This is a genomic window from Pontimicrobium sp. IMCC45349 (genome assembly GCF_047219225.1).
Lineage (GTDB): Bacteria > Bacteroidota > Bacteroidia > Flavobacteriales > Flavobacteriaceae > IMCC45349.
In genome coordinates, this window is record NZ_CP178208.1 from 2,352,424 (window position 1) to 2,369,622 (window position 17,199).

The window sequence follows — 17,199 nt, forward strand, 5'->3', positions numbered from 1 at the left end:
ACCATCAACTATTTATGTAGGTTATTAACTTAATTTTACATGAATCCGCCACCACCAGATTTTTCACGGTTATCACGACGTTTTCTACTTAAGGCTCTGTATTTTCCTCCACCAAATCTGTATGAAAGACCAATTCTCCAAGCGTTACTTTCCCAGTTGAATTCTCCCATTTGTGGATAAGGTCTGTCACCGTCAAATTCAAACTTCATGGTATTGAATATGTCATTGTAGCTAAAACTAAATGTTGCTTTGTTATCTAAGAATCTATAACGTAAACCAGTATTAACTAAAATCATAGGTTTTCTGTTAAACTGAAGACTTTCACTTGCTCCATTATACATTCCAAATAATGATAAGCTTAATTTTTTAGTCACATTAAAGTTGTTGTTTAATCTGAAGTTAAATGTTGAGTTGTCTATCTCTACATTTTGAGGTCCAGGTACTGGAGCAGTTTGATCTTCAACCACTCCCTTTACAGTGTTAAAATACGCTTCTGCACTAGCATTTAAACTCCACCATTTTGTAGGTCTGTAGTTACTAGAAATTTCTGCACCATAAGCTTTGTTATTGTCAAAATTGTCAAAACTTAAGATTAAACGGTCTCCTGTTGGATCTTCTGGGTCAACAGATACAGAACGGCTAATTTCATCTTCAATAGCTCTATAAAATACACCTGCAGTAATACTACCTTTGTTAAGTTGTCTAGTGTAGTTAAACTCAATTGAGTTTGTAAACTGTTGTCTTAATTCAGGATTACCTACTGATGTTATACGTGGTGTACTCCACTCTCTAATTGGGTTGATTTGTCCTAAACCTGGTCTGTCAACACGACGACTAAAGCTTAATTGGTATGAGTTTTTATCTGAAGCACTATATGTTACGAAAGCAGATGGGTAAATACTAAATTGATCATCTTTAAATTGAGCATCTTCCTGAGTGTCTTGTGCAAAGTCAGCTTGTACTTCATATTGCTCAAATCTTGCTCCAATTTGATAAGACCATTTTTCTAAAGTTTTTCCATAAGTAGCATATACAGAGTAGATGCTTCTTTCGTATTCGTAGTCAGAATCAAATAAGTTACCGCTAGTTGTATCGTAAATGTTTTCTGAATTATTTAATCTGTACTCAGCTCCTAATTCAAGTTTAGCCTTTTCTGATAATGGATTTGTATAATCAAGGTTGATTACAGTATTATCTCTTTTGTTGTTAACTAAGTCTATGTAACTTGGTCCTGCTGAGAAATTGAAATTAGCACTTTCGTCACTATCAAACGTACTGTAATCTGCTTCAATACTTATGTTATGTCCTTCTTTAGCAAAGTCTAACTTGTAAGTGGCGTTATACGTAGATGTGTTGTTTTCGTTTGTGTTGTTGAAAAGCTGGTGGAAACTTGGTGTGTTTCCTGGGTAATATATATCAGTTGTACCATAGCCTTTTCCGTCATATATATTTTGGTTTGTATAAATCGAAAAAGTGTTTTTGTCATTAATATAATAGTCAATTCCTATTTTATATAAATGAGATTTATTGTTGTTGCCAAAATCGAATTCTTGTCGTGAATTATCGTCTAAACGATCTATGTTACCATAGTTGTCACTTTTTCCAATGTTGTTACCGTAGTTTCCGTAGAAATTAAATTTACCGTTTCTGTAGTTCATGTCTATTGAACTATTGAACTTAGCATTTATTTCTTTACTTAATCCAAGGTTTATGTTACCATTGAAACCAATTTGAGTGTTTTTGTGTAATACAATATTTATAATTCCACTCATACCTTCTGGGTTGTATTTAGCCGAAGGGTTTGTAATTAACTCAATACTTTTAATTGAAGTAGAAGGAATTTGTTTTAGTAACTGAGCAGCAGGAACGTTTGTAGGCTTTCCATCTACAAGTACACGAACATTTTGATTACCTCTTAAGCTAATGTCACCACTTTGACTATCAACATTTACAGATGGTAAATTGTTCATGATATCACTAGCAGATGCACCTTGAGTAGTAAGGTCTCTACCAACTGTAATTACTTTTCTGTCTACTTTTTGTTGAATAGTTGAAACTTCGGCTACAACTGTAACTTCATCTAAAGCCGACGCTTCCTCTTCTAATCTAATTTCTCCCAGATTAATTCTAGCAGTTTTACGACTAATAGTAATTTCTTTGTTTACAGTTTTAAATCCAATATATTGAATAGTAACTGTGGAAGCACCTTCAGGGATTTTGGTTATTTTAAATGAACCGTCTTCTGTAGTGATACCTCCTGTTATTGTTTCTCCTTTATCATTTTTAACGATTACATTAACATAAGGTAAGGGTTCGTCTAAGGCAGAGTCAATGACTGTACCTACAACAGTTCCTTCTGTGAAGGCCTTTGTTTCTGTTGCAAATGCACTTTGAGTGATAAGTAATACTAAAGCACATAGAGTGATTAATTTTCTCATTTATTTAATTTTGATTGATTAGTTTAAATTGAAAACAATTAAGTTTTCTACTTTTATACCTAACAGACGACGTTTTTGCTGTACTGTTACTTTTTTTAACAATAGTTAACAACACTTTAACAAATGAATAAAACGACATTAGTTTTTGGAGCTTCATTAAAACCTGAAAGATATTCTAATATTGCTATTAATAGGTTGTTAGATAATGAGATAGAGGTTTTGGCATATGGGATGAAAAAGGGTGCTATAGAAAAAGTTGAAATTGATACAGATTTAAAGGATTATAAAAATATTGATACAGTAACGCTTTATCTTAACCCAAAACGACAAGAAGAATATTACAGTTATATTATCTCTTTAAAACCAAGGAGAGTTATTTTTAATCCAGGAACTGAAAATCCAGAATTTTACAGCATGCTTAAAGAAAACAATATAACATTTGAAGTTGCTTGTACGTTGGTGTTACTTGCGACGAATCAATATTAAGCCTATAAAAGTAAATAAGCCGTTTAACGGTAAAAGTTCATAGCCTATAACGTAGCCTCCAATATTTTCAGCTGGAATTTTTCCAATTATATATACTAAGACTACAGAGCATAAAGCAACTATCCAAACATATTTGTCTTTAATTTGATGCTTTGTAAAAATTCCAAAAGCAAATAGACCTAATAGAGGTCCATAAGTGTAACCTGCAACAGTTAGTAAACTGTCTATTACGTTGCTATTTAATACATATTTAAATAGGATAATAACTATTACTAATAAAACACTCATCGCTATATGAGTTTTTTTGCGAATCTTTTTTTGCTCTGCTTCAGGCTTTTTTTCTACATCTAAAAAGTCAATACAAAACGAAGTAGTTAATGATGTAAGTGCACTGTCTGCACTACTATATGCGGCTGCAATTAATCCTAGCATAAATGTAATAGCTAATATAATTCCTAGTCCACTATTTAAAGCTATTTCTGGGAATAATAAATCAGTTTTTGGTTTTCCATCCATTAATGGGATTGCTATATTATGTTTTTCAGCATAAATAAAGAGTAATGCACCTAATAACATAAATAAAAAGGTAACTCCAACTAAAACAATACTAAAAGAGACCATGTTTTTTTGAGCATCTTTTAAACTTTTACAAGTAAGATTTTTTTGCATCATATCTTGGTCTAAACCAGTCATACAAATAGTTATAAACATACCTCCAATAAATGACTTGATATAATGACTACGTTCTAAAAAACTATCAGTTACAAATACTTTACTGTATTCTTTTAGTTCGTTTGATGCTAAAAAATCAGTAAAACTCCACCCAAGGCTATCGTTAATAAAGTATATAGATAAGATTACTGCAATTATCATAAATAATGTTTGTAGTGTATCAGTCCATACAATGGTTTTAATACCTCCTTTATTAGTGTAAATCCAAATTAATAGAATAGAGATTATAACAGTAATTTCAAAAGGTACTTCCCAAGCATCAAAAACAAATTGTTGTAGAACAATGGCAACTAAAAATAGCCTAAAAGCAGCACCAAGCACTCTTGATATAAAGAAGAAAAAAGCACCAGTTTTATGACTGGTAGAACCAAACCTTTCTAATAAATACTCATAAATAGAGGTGACATTCAATTTGTAATAAATAGGCATAAGTACAAATGCAACAACAAAATACCCAACCATATAACCCAAAACAACTTGAAAGTAACTAAATTGTGAACCTTCTATCCATCCTGGAACAGAAATAAAGGTTACACCAGATAATGAAGCGCCAATCATTCCAAAGGCTACTAGATACCATGGGCTTTGTTTTCCAGCTTTAAAAAAGTCATTATTACTATCATTTTTACCTGTAAAGTAAGATATGAGCATTAATACGACAAAATAGGCAGATATTAATATTATGATATTTAGTGGAGACATTTTTTATTATTTATTAATAATGTTACTTTTGAAAACCAAATTAATACTAAAAAAGCAAAAATGATGAGAAAAGTTTATTTTTTATTTAGCCTACTTATGGTGTCTTCTTTGTCTTGGTCACAAGAATATAAAAGGATGATTGAGGCTGGAACTTATTCTGTTTTTGAAATAAAAGCTGAAGCAGATGCCTATTTTGAAATTGTAGGTACTGACAGAGGAAAAGGATATAAACCATACAAAAGATGGGAATATCAAGCGTTTAGAAATATGGATGAGAACGGAATGTTAAAATCTCCGCAGTACTATTTTAATGAGCTTGAAAACTATAATAATTACTTAAATCAAAACTCTGAAACTTCTAGAGCTTCTGCTCAAGGAAACTGGGAGCCTATGGGACCTGTTGATTGGAATGCTACAAGTGGATGGAATCCTGGTGTTGGTAGAGTAACTTCTATTGCTGTAGATCCAGCTAATAGTAATCATATTATTATTGGAGGTGAAACAGGCGGTGTGTGGAAAACACTTGATGGTGGAACATCTTGGACAGTTTTAACCGATAATATGCCTAGTTTAAGAGTGTATGCATTGGCTATGGATCCAACTGACACTTCAGTTTATTTTTGGGGATCAAGTGGAGGAACAATTTTTAAATCAACCGATTCTGGTTCTACATGGAATGTTCTTGCAGATGTTGGTGGTGGAGTTGTGAATAAGATTTTAATTGATCCTACAAATACTACAAAAATGTATTGTAGTGCTGCAAATGGAGGGCTTTTTAAGTCAACTGATTCTGGTACAAACTGGAGTTTAATTCATCCAAGTGCTAGTACTGGTTATGATATTGAATTTAAACCTGGAGATACAAATATTATATATGCAACAGGAACTCAGTATTTTAAATCGACTAATGGTGGAACAACATTTGAAGCTGAAGATACATTGCCGTCATGGAATCAAGAGTTCGTTTCTGGACAAACTAGTTGGACTACTACAGATTCTAACCAAAATGGAACTGTAGGTCCTAGGACAGGTAACTCAATGGCTATATTTTATATTAACAACTTTTCGCAGCCAATTACAAGGTTAGTCACTCAAACTTTAGATTTAAGTGGTGTAACAGCACCTGAAATAAATTTTTCATATTCTAATGTAAATTGGGCTGGAGATATTGATAGTTTAAGAGTTTTATATAAAAGTTCTAGTACAGGAACTTGGACAGAGCTTGCAAGTTATACTGCTGAGTCAGCTACTTGGTCAGATATTACTTTAAGCTTACCAAACCCAAGTTCAGATTATTATATTGCCTTTGAGGGTACTTCTAATTATGGTAGAGGGTTAACATTGGATGATGTTTCGGTTGAAGACCCATCGTTAGGTGTAATTTTTGAAGAAGGTTTTGAATCTGCAATAAGTCCATTTAGTAATGGGCCAAAAATGATGGGAGTTTCTTTAGATAATCCTGATGTTGTTTATGTGTTAGAAGCAGATGGTGGAGTTTTTGGTGGTTTATATAAATCTACAGATAGTGGAGTGTCTTTTGTTGAGTTAGACCATACAGGTAATAATTACTTTGGATATAGCTCAACAGCAGATGATAATAGTGGTCAAGCACCAAGAGATATGGATGTTACAGTTAGTCCAACTAATGCTGATGAAGTACATATAGCTGGTGTATTAACATGGAGGTCTATGGATGGAGGTGTTAACTTTAATATTACATCACAATGGGTGCCTGGAAATGCTGCAAGTCAAAATATTGGATATTGTCATGCTGATGTTGATATTCTTGAGTATGTAGGAGATAAGCTATATGTGGGTTCAGATGGAGGGATTTTTATAGCAAATCAACCAAGTAGGCCAATTGTTGGAACTGATTTTTACACAGATTTAACTACAGGAATAGGTATTAGACAGTTTTATAAGTTTGGTATTAGTCAAACAGATCCTGTGGTAATAACAGGTGGTTCTCAAGATAATGGAACATCTGCAATGGACGCTTTAGGTAATTGGACTGATTGGTTAGGAGCAGATGGTATGGAAACATTTATTGATAAAGATTCAAATCTTACAATGTATGGTACTATTTATAATGGTATAATGTATAGAACAACAAATGGAGGTATAACTGTAACAGGATTGCCTTCACCAGATAATAAATCTGGAAATTGGGTAACACCTTTTGAGCAGGATCCAATAGTGTCTAATACAATTTACTCTGGTTTTGATCAAGTTTATAAATCTACAAATAGTGGTAATTCGTGGGTTGCTATTTCTCAAACCTTTGGAGGTAATCTAAATGAATTAAAAATAGCTCCTTCAAATAATAATGTTATGTATGCTTCTAGAGGTAGTAGTCTATATAGAACAACCAATGGAGGGTTAACAAACTGGACAGCTTTATCAGGTTTTTCAGGAAATATTAATGCTATAGCTATACATCCAACTAATCCTAATAAAGTAGCAATTGCAACTACAGGTGCTCAAAAAGTTTATGTGTCTGATAATTCTGGAGTTTCTTGGACACCATATTTACATAATTTACCAGATTTTAGTGCTTTGGCATTAGCTTGGGAAGATAATGGTGAAGATGGTTTATATCTTGGTATGAATTATGGAGCATATTATATTGATAATACTTTCTCAGAATGGCAACCATTTAGTAACAACTTACCAAATGTAGAAATAAGAGAATTTGAGTTTAATACTGCCGATGATAAATTATATGCTGCTACTTATGGTAGAGGTGTTTGGAGAACAGGCAACTATGCATCGACTTTAAGTACTCAAGATTTTGAGTTAGAAGGCATTCAAGTATATCCAAATCCAGCTTCAAATGTTATAAATATTTCATGGAAAAACTCAGGAGATGTAGATGTTAGATTATTTGATGCTTTAGGTAAATTAGTTTATGCTGATAAGAAACAAAATATCAATTCTAGTTATAGTATTGATGTATCTCATTTATCGTCAGGACTTTACTTTGTGAGGATTAATAATAGAGATGGAGTGATTACTAAAAAAGTAGTTATAGAGTAATCATTTTTATTTAATAAATACCTTAACCCAACAATGATTATTGTTGGGTTTTTTAGTATTATAGCTTTATTTGAGTAAATTTGTGAAATATGGAATTCTCCTCAAAATTACTTCAAAATGCAGTTAACGAAGTTGCGCAATTACCAGGAATTGGTAAACGTACTGCGTTGCGTTTAGTATTACATTTATTAAAGCAGCCAAAGGAACAAACAAGTCATTTAGCGTTAGCTTTATCACAAATGAGAAATGAAGTTAAGTTTTGTAAAAGTTGCCATAATATTAGCGATGTAGATTTATGCGAAATATGCGCTAATACAAACAGAAATGAAGAAATCATTTGTGTAGTAGAAGATATTAGAGATGTTATGGCAATTGAAAGTACAGCAAGCTTTAAAGGGTTGTACCATGTTTTAGGAGGTAAAATATCACCTATGGATGGTATAGGGCCTCAAGATTTACAAATAGCATCGCTTGTTAATAAAGTTAAAGAAGGAAAAGTAAAAGAGTTGATTTTTGCTTTAAGTTCAACCATGGAAGGTGACACTACAAATTTTTACATCTATAAGCAGATTAAAGATTACAATGTAAAAACATCTACCATTGCAAGAGGAATAGCTGTTGGAGATGAGTTAGAATATGCAGATGAAGTGACACTTGGTAGAAGTATAGTTAACCGAATTCCGTTTGAAATATCCTTAAAATCTTAAGAAAAGTATTTGAAGTTATCAGTAGTAATATTAAACTATAATGTACGCTATTTTTTAGAGTTATGTCTAAAAAGCGTAGAAGCAGCAATTTCAAATATTGATGCAGAAATAATAGTCATTGATAATAATTCCAAAGATAGCAGTAGGGAAATGGTAAAACAATATTTTCCTGATGTTATATATATGCAAAACACTGAAAATGTTGGTTTTTCTAAGGCTAACAATCAGGCAGTTAAAGTTGCTCAAGGAGAATATGTTTGTATTCTAAATCCAGATACAGTTGTCTCTGAAGATACTTTTGAGAAGCTTATTGAGTTTGCAGATACTAAAACTAACCTAGGAATTGTTGGATGTAAGTTAATTGATGGTATTGGTAACTTTTTACCAGAAAGTAAACGAAATATCCCTATAGTTAAAGCAGCCTTAAAAAAAATGTTAGGAAAGTCTAACGATTATTATGCTGTTCAGGTTTCAAAAAATGAGATAGCTAAAGTAGATATACTCGTTGGTGCGTTTATGCTCTTAAAACGTTCAGTATATAATGATATTGAAGGTTTCGACGAGGATTATTTTATGTATGGTGAAGATATAGATATATCATATAAAGCTGTTAAAAAGGGTTATGTAAATTACTATTACGGAGACACTACTGTTATACACTACAAAGGAGAAAGTACTTTAAAAGATAGCAGTTATGCTAGACGTTTTTATGGTGCAATGCAAATATTTTACAGTAAACACTTTAAAAAGAATGTATTTTTCGATACAATGGTTTGGTTTGGTGTAAAAGTAGCTTTCTTGCTAAGGAAACCACCAGTAAAGTATGATAAGACTGTAGGTCAATATGTATTAGTTTCAGAAAAATTAAATCAAGAATTATTGCAAAACTTAAAGAAAAAAGTCGAATTATTTACTGATGTAGAAAGTATTCAAGATAATTCAGAAATTATTTTTGACGCAAATTACCTTACTTGTAAAGAGATTATAGCATATTTACAAACCCTAAATACTAATAAAACACTATCGTTTAAGATTTTACCAAAAAACTCAAGGTTTATTATTGGTAGTGACGACTCAATTAATAGAGGAGAGGTGATTTTATTTTAAAGTTATTTATTAGTGTAAATTCAAAAAATTACATGATTTTTCATTAATTTTGCAATCGAAAATTAAAAAAACAATATTTCATTATAGATATGGCAAAATTCGAACTTAAGTTACCTAAAATGGGAGAGAGTGTTGCAGAAGCAACAATTACATCATGGTTAAAGGAAGTTGGAGATACAATTGAAGCAGACGAGGCAGTACTAGAAATCGCTACAGATAAAGTTGATAGCGAGGTTCCAAGTGAGGTTGAAGGTGTTTTGGTTGAACGATTATTTGAAGTTGATGATGTAGTTCAAGTAGGTCAAACAATTGCTGTAATTGAAATTGATGGTGAAGGTAGTGCTACACCAGCAGCACCAAAACAAGAAGAAGTTAAAGCACCAGTTGCTGAAGTTGCAGCTCATGAAGTAGCTAAAACTGTTGAGGTTGCTAAAGAAATAGCTGCTCCAGTAATTTCTAACGAAACACGTTTTTATTCACCTTTAGTTAAAAACATAGCTAAAAAAGAAGGTATTGGTCAAGCTGAACTTGATGCTATTCCAGGAACAGGTAAAGAAGGAAGAGTTACAAAAAATGATATGTTAGCATACCTAGAAAATAGAGGTAGCGCTCCAGCTCCTGTAGCAGAAGCTCCTAAAGTTGAGTCTAAACCTGCAGCACCAAAGGCAGCACCAGCACCAAAAGCTGCGCCTATTGTTTCTAGCGGAGGTGATGAGATAATAGAAATGACTAGAATGGGTAAGCTTATTGCGAAGCATATGGTAGACTCTGTTCAAACATCAGCGCATGTACAGTCATTTATTGAGGCAGATGTAACAAATATTTGGAATTGGAGAAAGAAAGTAAAAGGAGAGTTTTTAAAGCGTGAAGGCGAAAACTTAACGTTTACACCAATATTCATGGAGGCAGTTGCTAAAGCGTTAAAAGACTATCCAATGATGAATATTTCTGTACAAGGAGATACTATCATTAAAAAGAAAAATATAAACCTTGGTATGGCTGCAGCTTTACCAGATGGTAACTTAATAGTACCTGTAATTAAAAATGCAGACCAATTAAACTTAATTGGAATGACTAAGCAGGTAAATGATTTAGCTGGACGAGCTAGAGCTAATAAGTTAAACCCAGACGATATACAAGGAGGAACATATACTGTTACTAATGTTGGTACATTTGGTAGTATTATGGGAACACCAATTATAAATCAGCCACAAGTTGGTATTTTAGCGCTTGGAGCTATTCGTAAAGTACCTGCGGTTATTGAAACACCAGAAGGTGACTTTATTGGTATTCGTTACAAAATGTATATGTCTCACTCTTACGATCATAGAGTTGTAAATGGTGCTTTAGGCGGACAGTTTGTAAAAGCTGTAAAAGACTATCTTGAAGCTTGGGATCCTAATAGAGAAATATAATTTCTATTAAAAGAAGTTTAGTAATAAAAAAAAGCACAGATGAAAATCTGTGCTTTTTTTTCGTTTAACGGTCTAGCGTATGAGTAGTAGCGGGTTTCTACTCACAAACCTTTCGGTTTTGTACTGACCTTTGTTTTATGTTTATACTTTCGTTTTATCACTTAAACCGCTATTACTTATACACATTGTTGTAAGGCGTTTTTAATCTAATTTTGATGCTTCCCATCCTATTATTGCCTTCTTTCTGATTGGATTCCAGCGATAACCACCTGTTTTTCCAGAAGATTGAATTACTCTATGACAAGGAATTAAGTAAGCAATAGGATTACTTCCAATTGCTGTTCCTACAGCTCTTGAAGCTTTTGGTTTTTCGATTTTTTTTGCAATTTCTCCATAGGTAGCCAATTTCCCTTTAGGAATAGTCAATAAAGCTTCCCAAACTTTTAATTGAAAATCAGTGCCTTTTAAATGTAATTTTATTTTACTAAGTTTTTTCCAATCATTTAAGAATACCATCAATATTTCTTGTTGAATTTTATCAACCCTTTGTTGGTAATTTGCATTTGGAAAACTATTTATCAAAACCTGTAATGCCTCTTCTTTATTATCTACAAAAGCAATATGACATATTCCTTTTTTAGTAGTGGCAATCAAAATATCACCAAACGGGGTTTCGGCATAGCTATAGTTTATATTTAAGCTCTTACCTCCGTTTTTATATTCTCCTGGTGTCATTCCTTCTATGTTAATAAATAAATCGTGTAGACGACTAGTACCTGAAAGCCCTGTGTCTAAAGCAGTATCAAACAATGTATTTTTATCTTTTTTTAGTTTGCTTTTTGCATAATTTACACTCAAAAATTGAATGTATTTTTTGGGTGTTACACCAACCCAATCTTTAAACAATCTTTGAAAATGAAAAGAACTCATATTTAAATGTTCAGCAATGTCATCTAGAGTAGGTTGCTCTTTAAAATGCTCATCTAAATATTCAATAGCTTCTGCTATTTTATCATAATGATATGTGTTTGTATTATTTGACATAATTAAGCTTGATATGCTTTTCTTTCCTTATTTAATTCTTCAATTAATTCGTCTATTTCTGTTTCGGTTGTATTGTAATTTGTAATACAAGCTCTAAATGTTGGAACGTTTTTTATTGGGTAAACCGATATCCAAGAATTTCCTTTAGCCAAAATGTTGTCTAAAATGGTTTTTGTGAAATTTGCATCCGATTCAAATTTTTGGTGTGTAAAACAGATTACTGGTAATTCGGTACTGTTCTTAATAATCCAATTATTTTCGGTTAGTTTAGTTCTTAAATATTCTCCCATTTTAGCTTGATGATTGATTACTTTTTCATAACCATTCCAACCGTAAAATAATAAAGATAAATAGACTTTTAAACCTATAAATCGTCTTGACCATTGAATGGAATGTGAGAATGGTTCAACAATTTCTAATTCATTTGCCTCTTTAGGCATATATTCTGTGGTAATTCTAAATGTTTTGTTTAGAATTTCTTGATGAGGAGTCAAGAATACGCTTGTTCCCATAGGAACAGACATCCATTTATGTGCGTCAAAAGTTATAGAATCGGAAGCAGAAATACCTTTCAGTAGGTGTTTTAGATTTGAACTTAAAACAGCTCCTCCACCATAAGCGGCATCAACGTGAAACCAAATATTATGTGTTTTGCATATTTTTGAAATTTCTTCTAAGTCGTCTATTGTTCCTGTTCCTGTTGTTCCTGCTGTACCAATAACCATTAATGGGCTATGTGTTGAATTATTTAGGTTTTTGATTTCTTTTTCTAATAAATCAGTGTCTATTTTTAAATCTTTAGTCGTTGGAATTGTTTTTACAAATTCATATCCTAAGCCTACAATTTTCGCTGCTTTTTGCACAGAATGATGTGCTTCTTGAGAACAAAAAATAACAGGTTTTTTATCTAAACCCAACATTCCGTTTTTAGCGAAATCAGGATATTTATTATTTAATGCAGATAATACAGCAGTTAAATTTGCTTCAGCTCCGCCAGTTGTAAAAACTCCGTCTGATTTTTTTGGATTTAAGCCAAATTTTTCAATAAACTGATTAATTACGTGAGCTTCTACTTCAACGGCAAAAGGAGCGTGGCTCCAAGCTGCTAATTGAGGATTATAAGAAGCGGTTATAAAATCTGCAATAATTCCCGCAAAATTTGCTCGAGGATTAAATAAACCAAAATATTTTGGATGTGGTGTGTGAACAGAATAATTTTCAAGTCCGTTTATTATATGCTCTATAGCTTTGTTTGGTTCGGTTCCAGAAACTAAATTTTCAGATTCTATAATATTTCTAATTTCTTGTAAGTTAAGTTCTGGTGTAGTACTGTAATCTTTAGTATTAGTGTAAAAATGCTCTATTTTTTGTGAAACAGTATTTAGTATTTCTTTGCGTTGTTTTTCGTCAAAATCAAAATTCATTTTATGCATCGTTTTATTTTTTGACAAAATTCTAAAATGTTTTTTTGCCATAAAACCCGATTCTTGCGGTTTTCTTCTAAATGACTTACAATGTATTTATATAAACACATTTTAATACTCCGACTACACTCAGTATAAATTAATTATATAAAAGTGTTAAACGAAGTTAGCGTTTTAGCATTAGAAAATCAATACGTATTTAATAACATTTAGATAAGGTTTTTACTAAGGCTAGTTTGTAATTTCGTTATTCTATTTACCTTTGCCTAAAATTAATTTGCATGCAATTAAACTTAACCAAACCTATTTGTTTTTTCGATTTAGAGACAACAGGAATTAATATATCTAAAGACCGCGTTGTTGAAATTTCGGTACTTAAAGTGTTTCCTAATGGTACACAAGAAAGTAAAACATGGTTAGTAAACCCAGAAATGCCTATTCCGCCAGAAGTCACTGCAATTCATGGTATTTCCGACGAAAAAGTGGCAAACGAGCCAACTTTTAAAGACATTGCTAAGGATATTCATAACATGATTAAAGATGCCGACTTAGGTGGTTTTAACTCTAACAGGTTTGATATTCCACTTTTAGCCGAAGAGATGCTAAGAGCAGATATGGATTTTGATATGAAAAACAGAGTAGCTGTGGATGTACAAACTATTTTTCATAAAATGGAAAAACGCACACTAACAGCAGCATATAAGTTTTATTGCGATAAAGATTTAGAAGGTGCTCATAGTGCCGAAGCAGATACCAATGCAACCTTTGAGGTGTTAAAAGCACAAGTAGAACGTTACGACGATTTACAAAACGATATGAAGTTTTTAGCAGAGTTTAGCACTCAACGTAAGTTTGCAGATTTTGCAGGTTTTATATCTTTTGATAAAGATGGAGAGGAGTGTTTTTCGTTTGGAAAACATAAAGGCAAAAAAGTAGTTGAGGTACTAGAAAAAGAACCAGGATATTTTGGTTGGTTGTTAAATGCCGATTTTCCTAGGTATACCAAAAAAGTACTAACAGCTATTCAGTTAAAAAATAAGTTTAACGATAAATTATTTTAGATGAAACTTATTTGTATAGGTAGAAATTACACAAAGCATATTGAGGAACTGGAAAATGAAAAGCCTACAGATCCAGTAGTGTTTTTAAAACCAGACACAGCAATTTTATTGAAAAAACAACCGTTTTTTATTCCAGATTTTTCAAATGACGTACATCATGAAGTAGAAGTATTGGTGAAAATCAATAGAGTTGGAAAGTATATAGATAAAAAATTTGCACATAAATATTACGACCAAATTGGACTAGGAATAGATTTTACAGCAAGAGATTTACAAAGCGAATTAAAATCTAAAGGATTACCTTGGGAAAAAGCTAAAGCCTTTGATGGCGCAGCTGTTGTTGGTAATTGGTTATCTAAGTCTAAATTTGAAAATGTAAACAATATTAACTTTAGTTTACATAAAAATGATGAGCTGGTTCAACAAGGAAATACGAGTCTAATGCTTTGGAAAATAGACGAATTGATAGAATATGTGTCAAAATATTTTACTTTAAAGATTGGAGATATTATATTTACCGGAACTCCAGCTGGAGTTGGCAAGGTAGTTGCCAATGACAAATTAAAAGGATTCATAGAGGATGAGCAATTATTCTCAATACATGTTAAATAATGGGACAACACTACAAATTAGATAAAATAAGAGCGTTAGCAGATAACGATCAAGAATTTATAGAAACACTAGCTATGACTTTTTTAGAAGAAGTGCCAGAAGATGCACGTCTTTTAAAAATTGCTGTAGATAGTAAAGACTACTTAGCTTCATACAAGTCTGCTCATAAAATGAAACCTACGATAGATTTGTTTGATTTAGGTGTGCTTGATACACTTATTGAGGTTCAAGATTGGGGGAAGTTTGAGAAAAAAGGAGAAGTAATAACAGACAAACTAGATATTGTTTTAGAAGCTATAGATAGAGCTGTAGCCGAAATAAAGCAAGACTTTAATTTATAATGCAAGCAGAAATAATTACAATTGGCGATGAGATTCTCATTGGTCAAATTGTGGATACTAATTCCGCTTTTATTTCAACTCAACTTAATAAAATTGGTGTTTCAGTATACCAAATCACCTCAGTTCAAGACGATAAAGAGCATATTTTAAAGTCTTTAAAAGAAGCTGAGGAGAATGCTGATATTATTATTGTTACAGGTGGTTTAGGTCCTACTAAAGATGATATTACAAAAAACACTTTTGCAACTTACTTTAATGATACTTTAGTGCAAAATGATGCTGTTTTAGAAAACATTAAGCATCTATGGAAGCATTATGTCAAGCAACCACTATCTCAAGTAAACATTGATCAAGCATTAATTCCGTCAAAATCTGTTGCTTTAATGAATAGATTAGGAAGTGCTCCAGGAATGTGGATAGAAAAAGAAAGCAAAGTTTTTATATCACTTCCAGGTGTACCATACGAAATGAAAGCTTTAATGACTAATGAAGTGTTGCCAAAGCTAAGAGAGACTTTTGATTTGCCTTTCATTATGCATAAAACACTGTTGACTCATGGCTTAGGTGAAAGTAGATTAGCTGCTCGAATTGAAGATTGGGAAGACGCACTTCCAAATTTTGTTAAACTTGCATATTTACCAAATTTAGGACGTGTTAGATTGCGTTTATCAGCAATAGGAAGAAATAAAGAGTTGGTAATCTCTGAAGTTGAAAAGCAAATTAAGATGCTATTGCCTCAAATTGAAGATATATTTGTAGGTTATGAAGAAGAGGAAAGCCTTGAAGCACTTATAGGAAAGCAATTAGTTAGTGTTAATAAAACATTAGCCACAGCAGAGAGTTGTACAGGAGGAAAAATAGCTGAAAGAATTACAGCAAATGCAGGTGCTTCGGCTTATTTTAATGGAAGTGTAGTAAGTTATGCTACACAGTCAAAGATTGATGTTTTAAAAATTGATGAAGACATTATTAATAAGTTTTCGGTGGTTAGTACACAAGTAGCTGCTCAAATGGCTACAAATGTAAAAGCGTTATTTAATACAGATTATGCAATAGCTACAACAGGTAATGCTGGACCAACAAAAGGAGACTCAAATGTTGAGGTTGGAACCGTTTGTATTGCCTTAGCAACTCCTAAAGGTGTGTTTGTTCAAGAATTTAATTTTGGAAATCATAGAGAAAAAGTGATAAATAAGGCAGTAAATATGGCTTTTTTAATGCTTCAAAAAGAAATTTTTAAAAATTGATAAAATAAAGTTTGGCAAACACTAAAGAATTCGTAAATTTGCACCTCGTTTTGAAATAACAGAATATTTAAAGTTAGAAATAATGTCAAGAGTTTGTGAACTTACAGGAAAGAAGGCGATGGTTGGAAACAACGTTTCGCACGCATTAAATAGAACTAAGCGTAAATTTAATGCTAACTTAATTAAGAAGCGTTTTTACATTCCTGAAGAGGATAAGTGGGTAACTTTAAAAGTTTCTGCTGCTGCATTAAAAACTATCAACAAAATTGGTATTTCTGCTGCAATTAAAGAAGCTAAATCTAAAGGGTTTTTAAAATAAGCCTTAATATTTAAAGATAAGTAAAATGGCAAAGAAAGGTAACAGAGTTCAAGTAATTTTAGAGTGTACAGAGCACAAAGCTTCTGGACAACCAGGTACTTCTAGATATATTACTACAAAAAATAAAAAGAACACGCCAGATAGATTAGAGATTAAAAAATTTAATCCTATTCTTAAGCGTATGACAGTTCATAAAGAGATAAAATAATAAGTCATGGCAAAGAAATCAGTAGCATCATTACAAACAGGATCTAAAAGATTAACAAAGGCTATCAAAATGGTAAAGTCACCTAAAACTGGTGCTTACATGTTTGTTGAATCTATTATGGCTCCAGAGCAAGTAAACGACTTTTTAAACAAAAAGTAAGAGTTACTTCTTTTAAGATATTTCAAGCTGCTTTCGTTTCGAGAGCAGCTTTTGTTTTATATTTACGTTTCAATAATGACAATTTTTCAGCTTTTGTTTTAAGGCAAGGAAATTGTTAGTATTAATACAAGAAAAGCTATATTAAAGTAGCTTATTATAAT

General features: G+C 32.1%; 16 protein-coding genes. 12 read left to right on the top strand and 4 right to left on the bottom strand.

The annotated features are described in order from the left end of the window. Positions 1 to 35 precede the first annotated feature (35 nt). On the bottom strand, positions 36 to 2,438 hold the full coding sequence (locus ACLII3_RS11040) for a TonB-dependent receptor domain-containing protein (protein WP_412984292.1): 2,403 nt from the start codon (positions 2,436 to 2,438) through the stop codon (positions 36 to 38). Between the two features lie 123 nt (positions 2,439 to 2,561). On the opposite strand from ACLII3_RS11040, the gene ACLII3_RS11045 reads away from it, so the two are divergent. After that, complete coding sequence (locus tag ACLII3_RS11045) at positions 2,562 to 2,924, top strand: CoA-binding protein (protein WP_412984293.1); 363 nt, start codon at positions 2,562 to 2,564, stop codon at positions 2,922 to 2,924. Here ACLII3_RS11045 and ACLII3_RS11050 read toward each other — a convergent pair. Further along, the gene (locus tag ACLII3_RS11050) at positions 2,901 to 4,358 is read right to left on the bottom strand and encodes a sodium:solute symporter (protein WP_412984294.1); all 1,458 of its coding nucleotides are present in this window, start codon (positions 4,356 to 4,358) and stop codon (positions 2,901 to 2,903) included. The two genes, ACLII3_RS11045 and ACLII3_RS11050, sit on opposite strands and share 24 nt — an antisense overlap. 60 nt (positions 4,359 to 4,418) lie before the next feature. On the opposite strand from ACLII3_RS11050, the gene ACLII3_RS11055 reads away from it, so the two are divergent. The 4 genes from ACLII3_RS11055 to ACLII3_RS11070 all read left to right on the top strand — a co-directional run bounded on the left by ACLII3_RS11055 (position 4,419) and on the right by ACLII3_RS11070 (position 10,623). Then, positions 4,419 to 7,394 carry a VPS10 domain-containing protein gene (locus ACLII3_RS11055; protein WP_412984295.1) on the top strand — a complete coding sequence of 992 codons (2,976 nt, stop codon included), beginning with the start codon at positions 4,419 to 4,421 and terminating at the stop codon, positions 7,392 to 7,394. A gap of 89 nt (positions 7,395 to 7,483) precedes the next feature. Next, positions 7,484 to 8,101: a recombination mediator RecR gene (gene recR, locus ACLII3_RS11060; RefSeq protein WP_412984296.1), complete on the top strand. Its 618-nt coding sequence runs from the start codon at positions 7,484 to 7,486 to the stop codon at positions 8,099 to 8,101. 9 nt (positions 8,102 to 8,110) lie between these two features. After that, entirely contained in the window at positions 8,111 to 9,208 is a 1,098-nt protein-coding gene (locus ACLII3_RS11065) for a glycosyltransferase family 2 protein (RefSeq protein WP_412984297.1), read from the top strand. 89 nt (positions 9,209 to 9,297) lie between these two features. Then, entirely contained in the window at positions 9,298 to 10,623 is a 1,326-nt protein-coding gene (locus ACLII3_RS11070; RefSeq protein WP_412984298.1) for a dihydrolipoamide acetyltransferase family protein, read from the top strand. Between the two features lie 201 nt (positions 10,624 to 10,824). Here ACLII3_RS11070 and ACLII3_RS11075 read toward each other — a convergent pair whose 3' ends face one another. Both ACLII3_RS11075 and ACLII3_RS11080 read right to left on the bottom strand, forming a co-directional pair. Then, positions 10,825 to 11,667: a methylated-DNA--[protein]-cysteine S-methyltransferase gene (locus ACLII3_RS11075; RefSeq protein ID WP_412984299.1), complete on the bottom strand. Its 843-nt coding sequence runs from the start codon at positions 11,665 to 11,667 to the stop codon at positions 10,825 to 10,827. Between the two features lie 2 nt (positions 11,668 to 11,669). Beyond that, positions 11,670 to 13,142 (bottom strand): pyridoxal phosphate-dependent decarboxylase family protein, encoded by a 1,473-nt coding sequence (locus ACLII3_RS11080; RefSeq protein WP_412984300.1) that lies wholly within the window; start codon positions 13,140 to 13,142, stop codon positions 11,670 to 11,672. Positions 13,143 to 13,372: 230 nt separating this feature from the next. On the opposite strand from ACLII3_RS11080, the gene ACLII3_RS11085 reads away from it, so the two are divergent. The 7 genes from ACLII3_RS11085 (at position 13,373) to ACLII3_RS11115 (ending at position 17,038) form a co-directional block, all read left to right on the top strand. Continuing rightward, complete coding sequence (locus ACLII3_RS11085; RefSeq protein ID WP_412984301.1) at positions 13,373 to 14,152, top strand: exonuclease domain-containing protein; 780 nt, start codon at positions 13,373 to 13,375, stop codon at positions 14,150 to 14,152. After that, a complete protein-coding gene (locus ACLII3_RS11090) occupies positions 14,153 to 14,764 on the top strand; it encodes a fumarylacetoacetate hydrolase family protein (RefSeq protein WP_412984302.1) in 612 nt (203 codons plus the stop codon). It begins immediately after the preceding gene. Continuing rightward, complete coding sequence (locus ACLII3_RS11095; protein ID WP_412984303.1) at positions 14,764 to 15,105, top strand: Hpt domain-containing protein; 342 nt, start codon at positions 14,764 to 14,766, stop codon at positions 15,103 to 15,105. Before ACLII3_RS11090 ends, ACLII3_RS11095 begins: the two co-directional genes overlap by 1 nt. Beyond that, positions 15,105 to 16,352 carry a competence/damage-inducible protein A gene (locus tag ACLII3_RS11100; RefSeq protein ID WP_412984304.1) on the top strand — a complete coding sequence of 416 codons (1,248 nt, stop codon included), beginning with the start codon at positions 15,105 to 15,107 and terminating at the stop codon, positions 16,350 to 16,352. The genes ACLII3_RS11095 and ACLII3_RS11100 overlap by 1 nt, the downstream gene beginning before the upstream one ends. Positions 16,353 to 16,434: 82 nt before the next feature. Next, complete coding sequence (gene rpmB, locus ACLII3_RS11105) at positions 16,435 to 16,671, top strand: 50S ribosomal protein L28 (RefSeq protein WP_412984305.1); 237 nt, start codon at positions 16,435 to 16,437, stop codon at positions 16,669 to 16,671. Between the two features lie 25 nt (positions 16,672 to 16,696). Further along, complete coding sequence (rpmG, locus tag ACLII3_RS11110; RefSeq protein ID WP_007094744.1) at positions 16,697 to 16,879, top strand: 50S ribosomal protein L33; 183 nt, start codon at positions 16,697 to 16,699, stop codon at positions 16,877 to 16,879. Positions 16,880 to 16,885: 6 nt separating this feature from the next. Next, entirely contained in the window at positions 16,886 to 17,038 is a 153-nt protein-coding gene (locus ACLII3_RS11115) for a DUF4295 domain-containing protein (protein WP_412984306.1), read from the top strand. The last annotated feature ends 161 nt before the right edge of the window (positions 17,039 to 17,199 follow it).

Bases quoted from the DNA above. Each gene is read 5' to 3' on its own strand.
- ACLII3_RS11095 (WP_412984303.1), top strand. From the start codon at position 14,764: ATGGGACAACACTACAAATTAGATAAAATAAGAGCGTTAGCAGATAAC.
- ACLII3_RS11045 (WP_412984293.1), top strand. From the start codon at position 2,562: ATGAATAAAACGACATTAGTTTTTGGAGCTTCATTAAAACCTGAAAGA.
- rpmG (WP_007094744.1), top strand. From the start codon at position 16,697: ATGGCAAAGAAAGGTAACAGAGTTCAAGTAATTTTAGAGTGTACAGAG.
- ACLII3_RS11100 (WP_412984304.1), top strand. From the start codon at position 15,105: ATGCAAGCAGAAATAATTACAATTGGCGATGAGATTCTCATTGGTCAA.
- recR (WP_412984296.1), top strand. From the start codon at position 7,484: ATGGAATTCTCCTCAAAATTACTTCAAAATGCAGTTAACGAAGTTGCG.
- ACLII3_RS11050 (WP_412984294.1), bottom strand. From the start codon at position 4,358: ATGTCTCCACTAAATATCATAATATTAATATCTGCCTATTTTGTCGTA.
- ACLII3_RS11090 (WP_412984302.1), top strand. From the start codon at position 14,153: ATGAAACTTATTTGTATAGGTAGAAATTACACAAAGCATATTGAGGAA.
- ACLII3_RS11055 (WP_412984295.1), top strand. From the start codon at position 4,419: ATGATGAGAAAAGTTTATTTTTTATTTAGCCTACTTATGGTGTCTTCT.
- ACLII3_RS11070 (WP_412984298.1), top strand. From the start codon at position 9,298: ATGGCAAAATTCGAACTTAAGTTACCTAAAATGGGAGAGAGTGTTGCA.
- ACLII3_RS11085 (WP_412984301.1), top strand. From the start codon at position 13,373: ATGCAATTAAACTTAACCAAACCTATTTGTTTTTTCGATTTAGAGACA.
- ACLII3_RS11080 (WP_412984300.1), bottom strand. From the start codon at position 13,142: ATGGCAAAAAAACATTTTAGAATTTTGTCAAAAAATAAAACGATGCAT.
- ACLII3_RS11075 (WP_412984299.1), bottom strand. From the start codon at position 11,667: ATGTCAAATAATACAAACACATATCATTATGATAAAATAGCAGAAGCT.
- ACLII3_RS11115 (WP_412984306.1), top strand. From the start codon at position 16,886: ATGGCAAAGAAATCAGTAGCATCATTACAAACAGGATCTAAAAGATTA.
- ACLII3_RS11040 (WP_412984292.1), bottom strand. From the start codon at position 2,438: ATGAGAAAATTAATCACTCTATGTGCTTTAGTATTACTTATCACTCAA.
- rpmB (WP_412984305.1), top strand. From the start codon at position 16,435: ATGTCAAGAGTTTGTGAACTTACAGGAAAGAAGGCGATGGTTGGAAAC.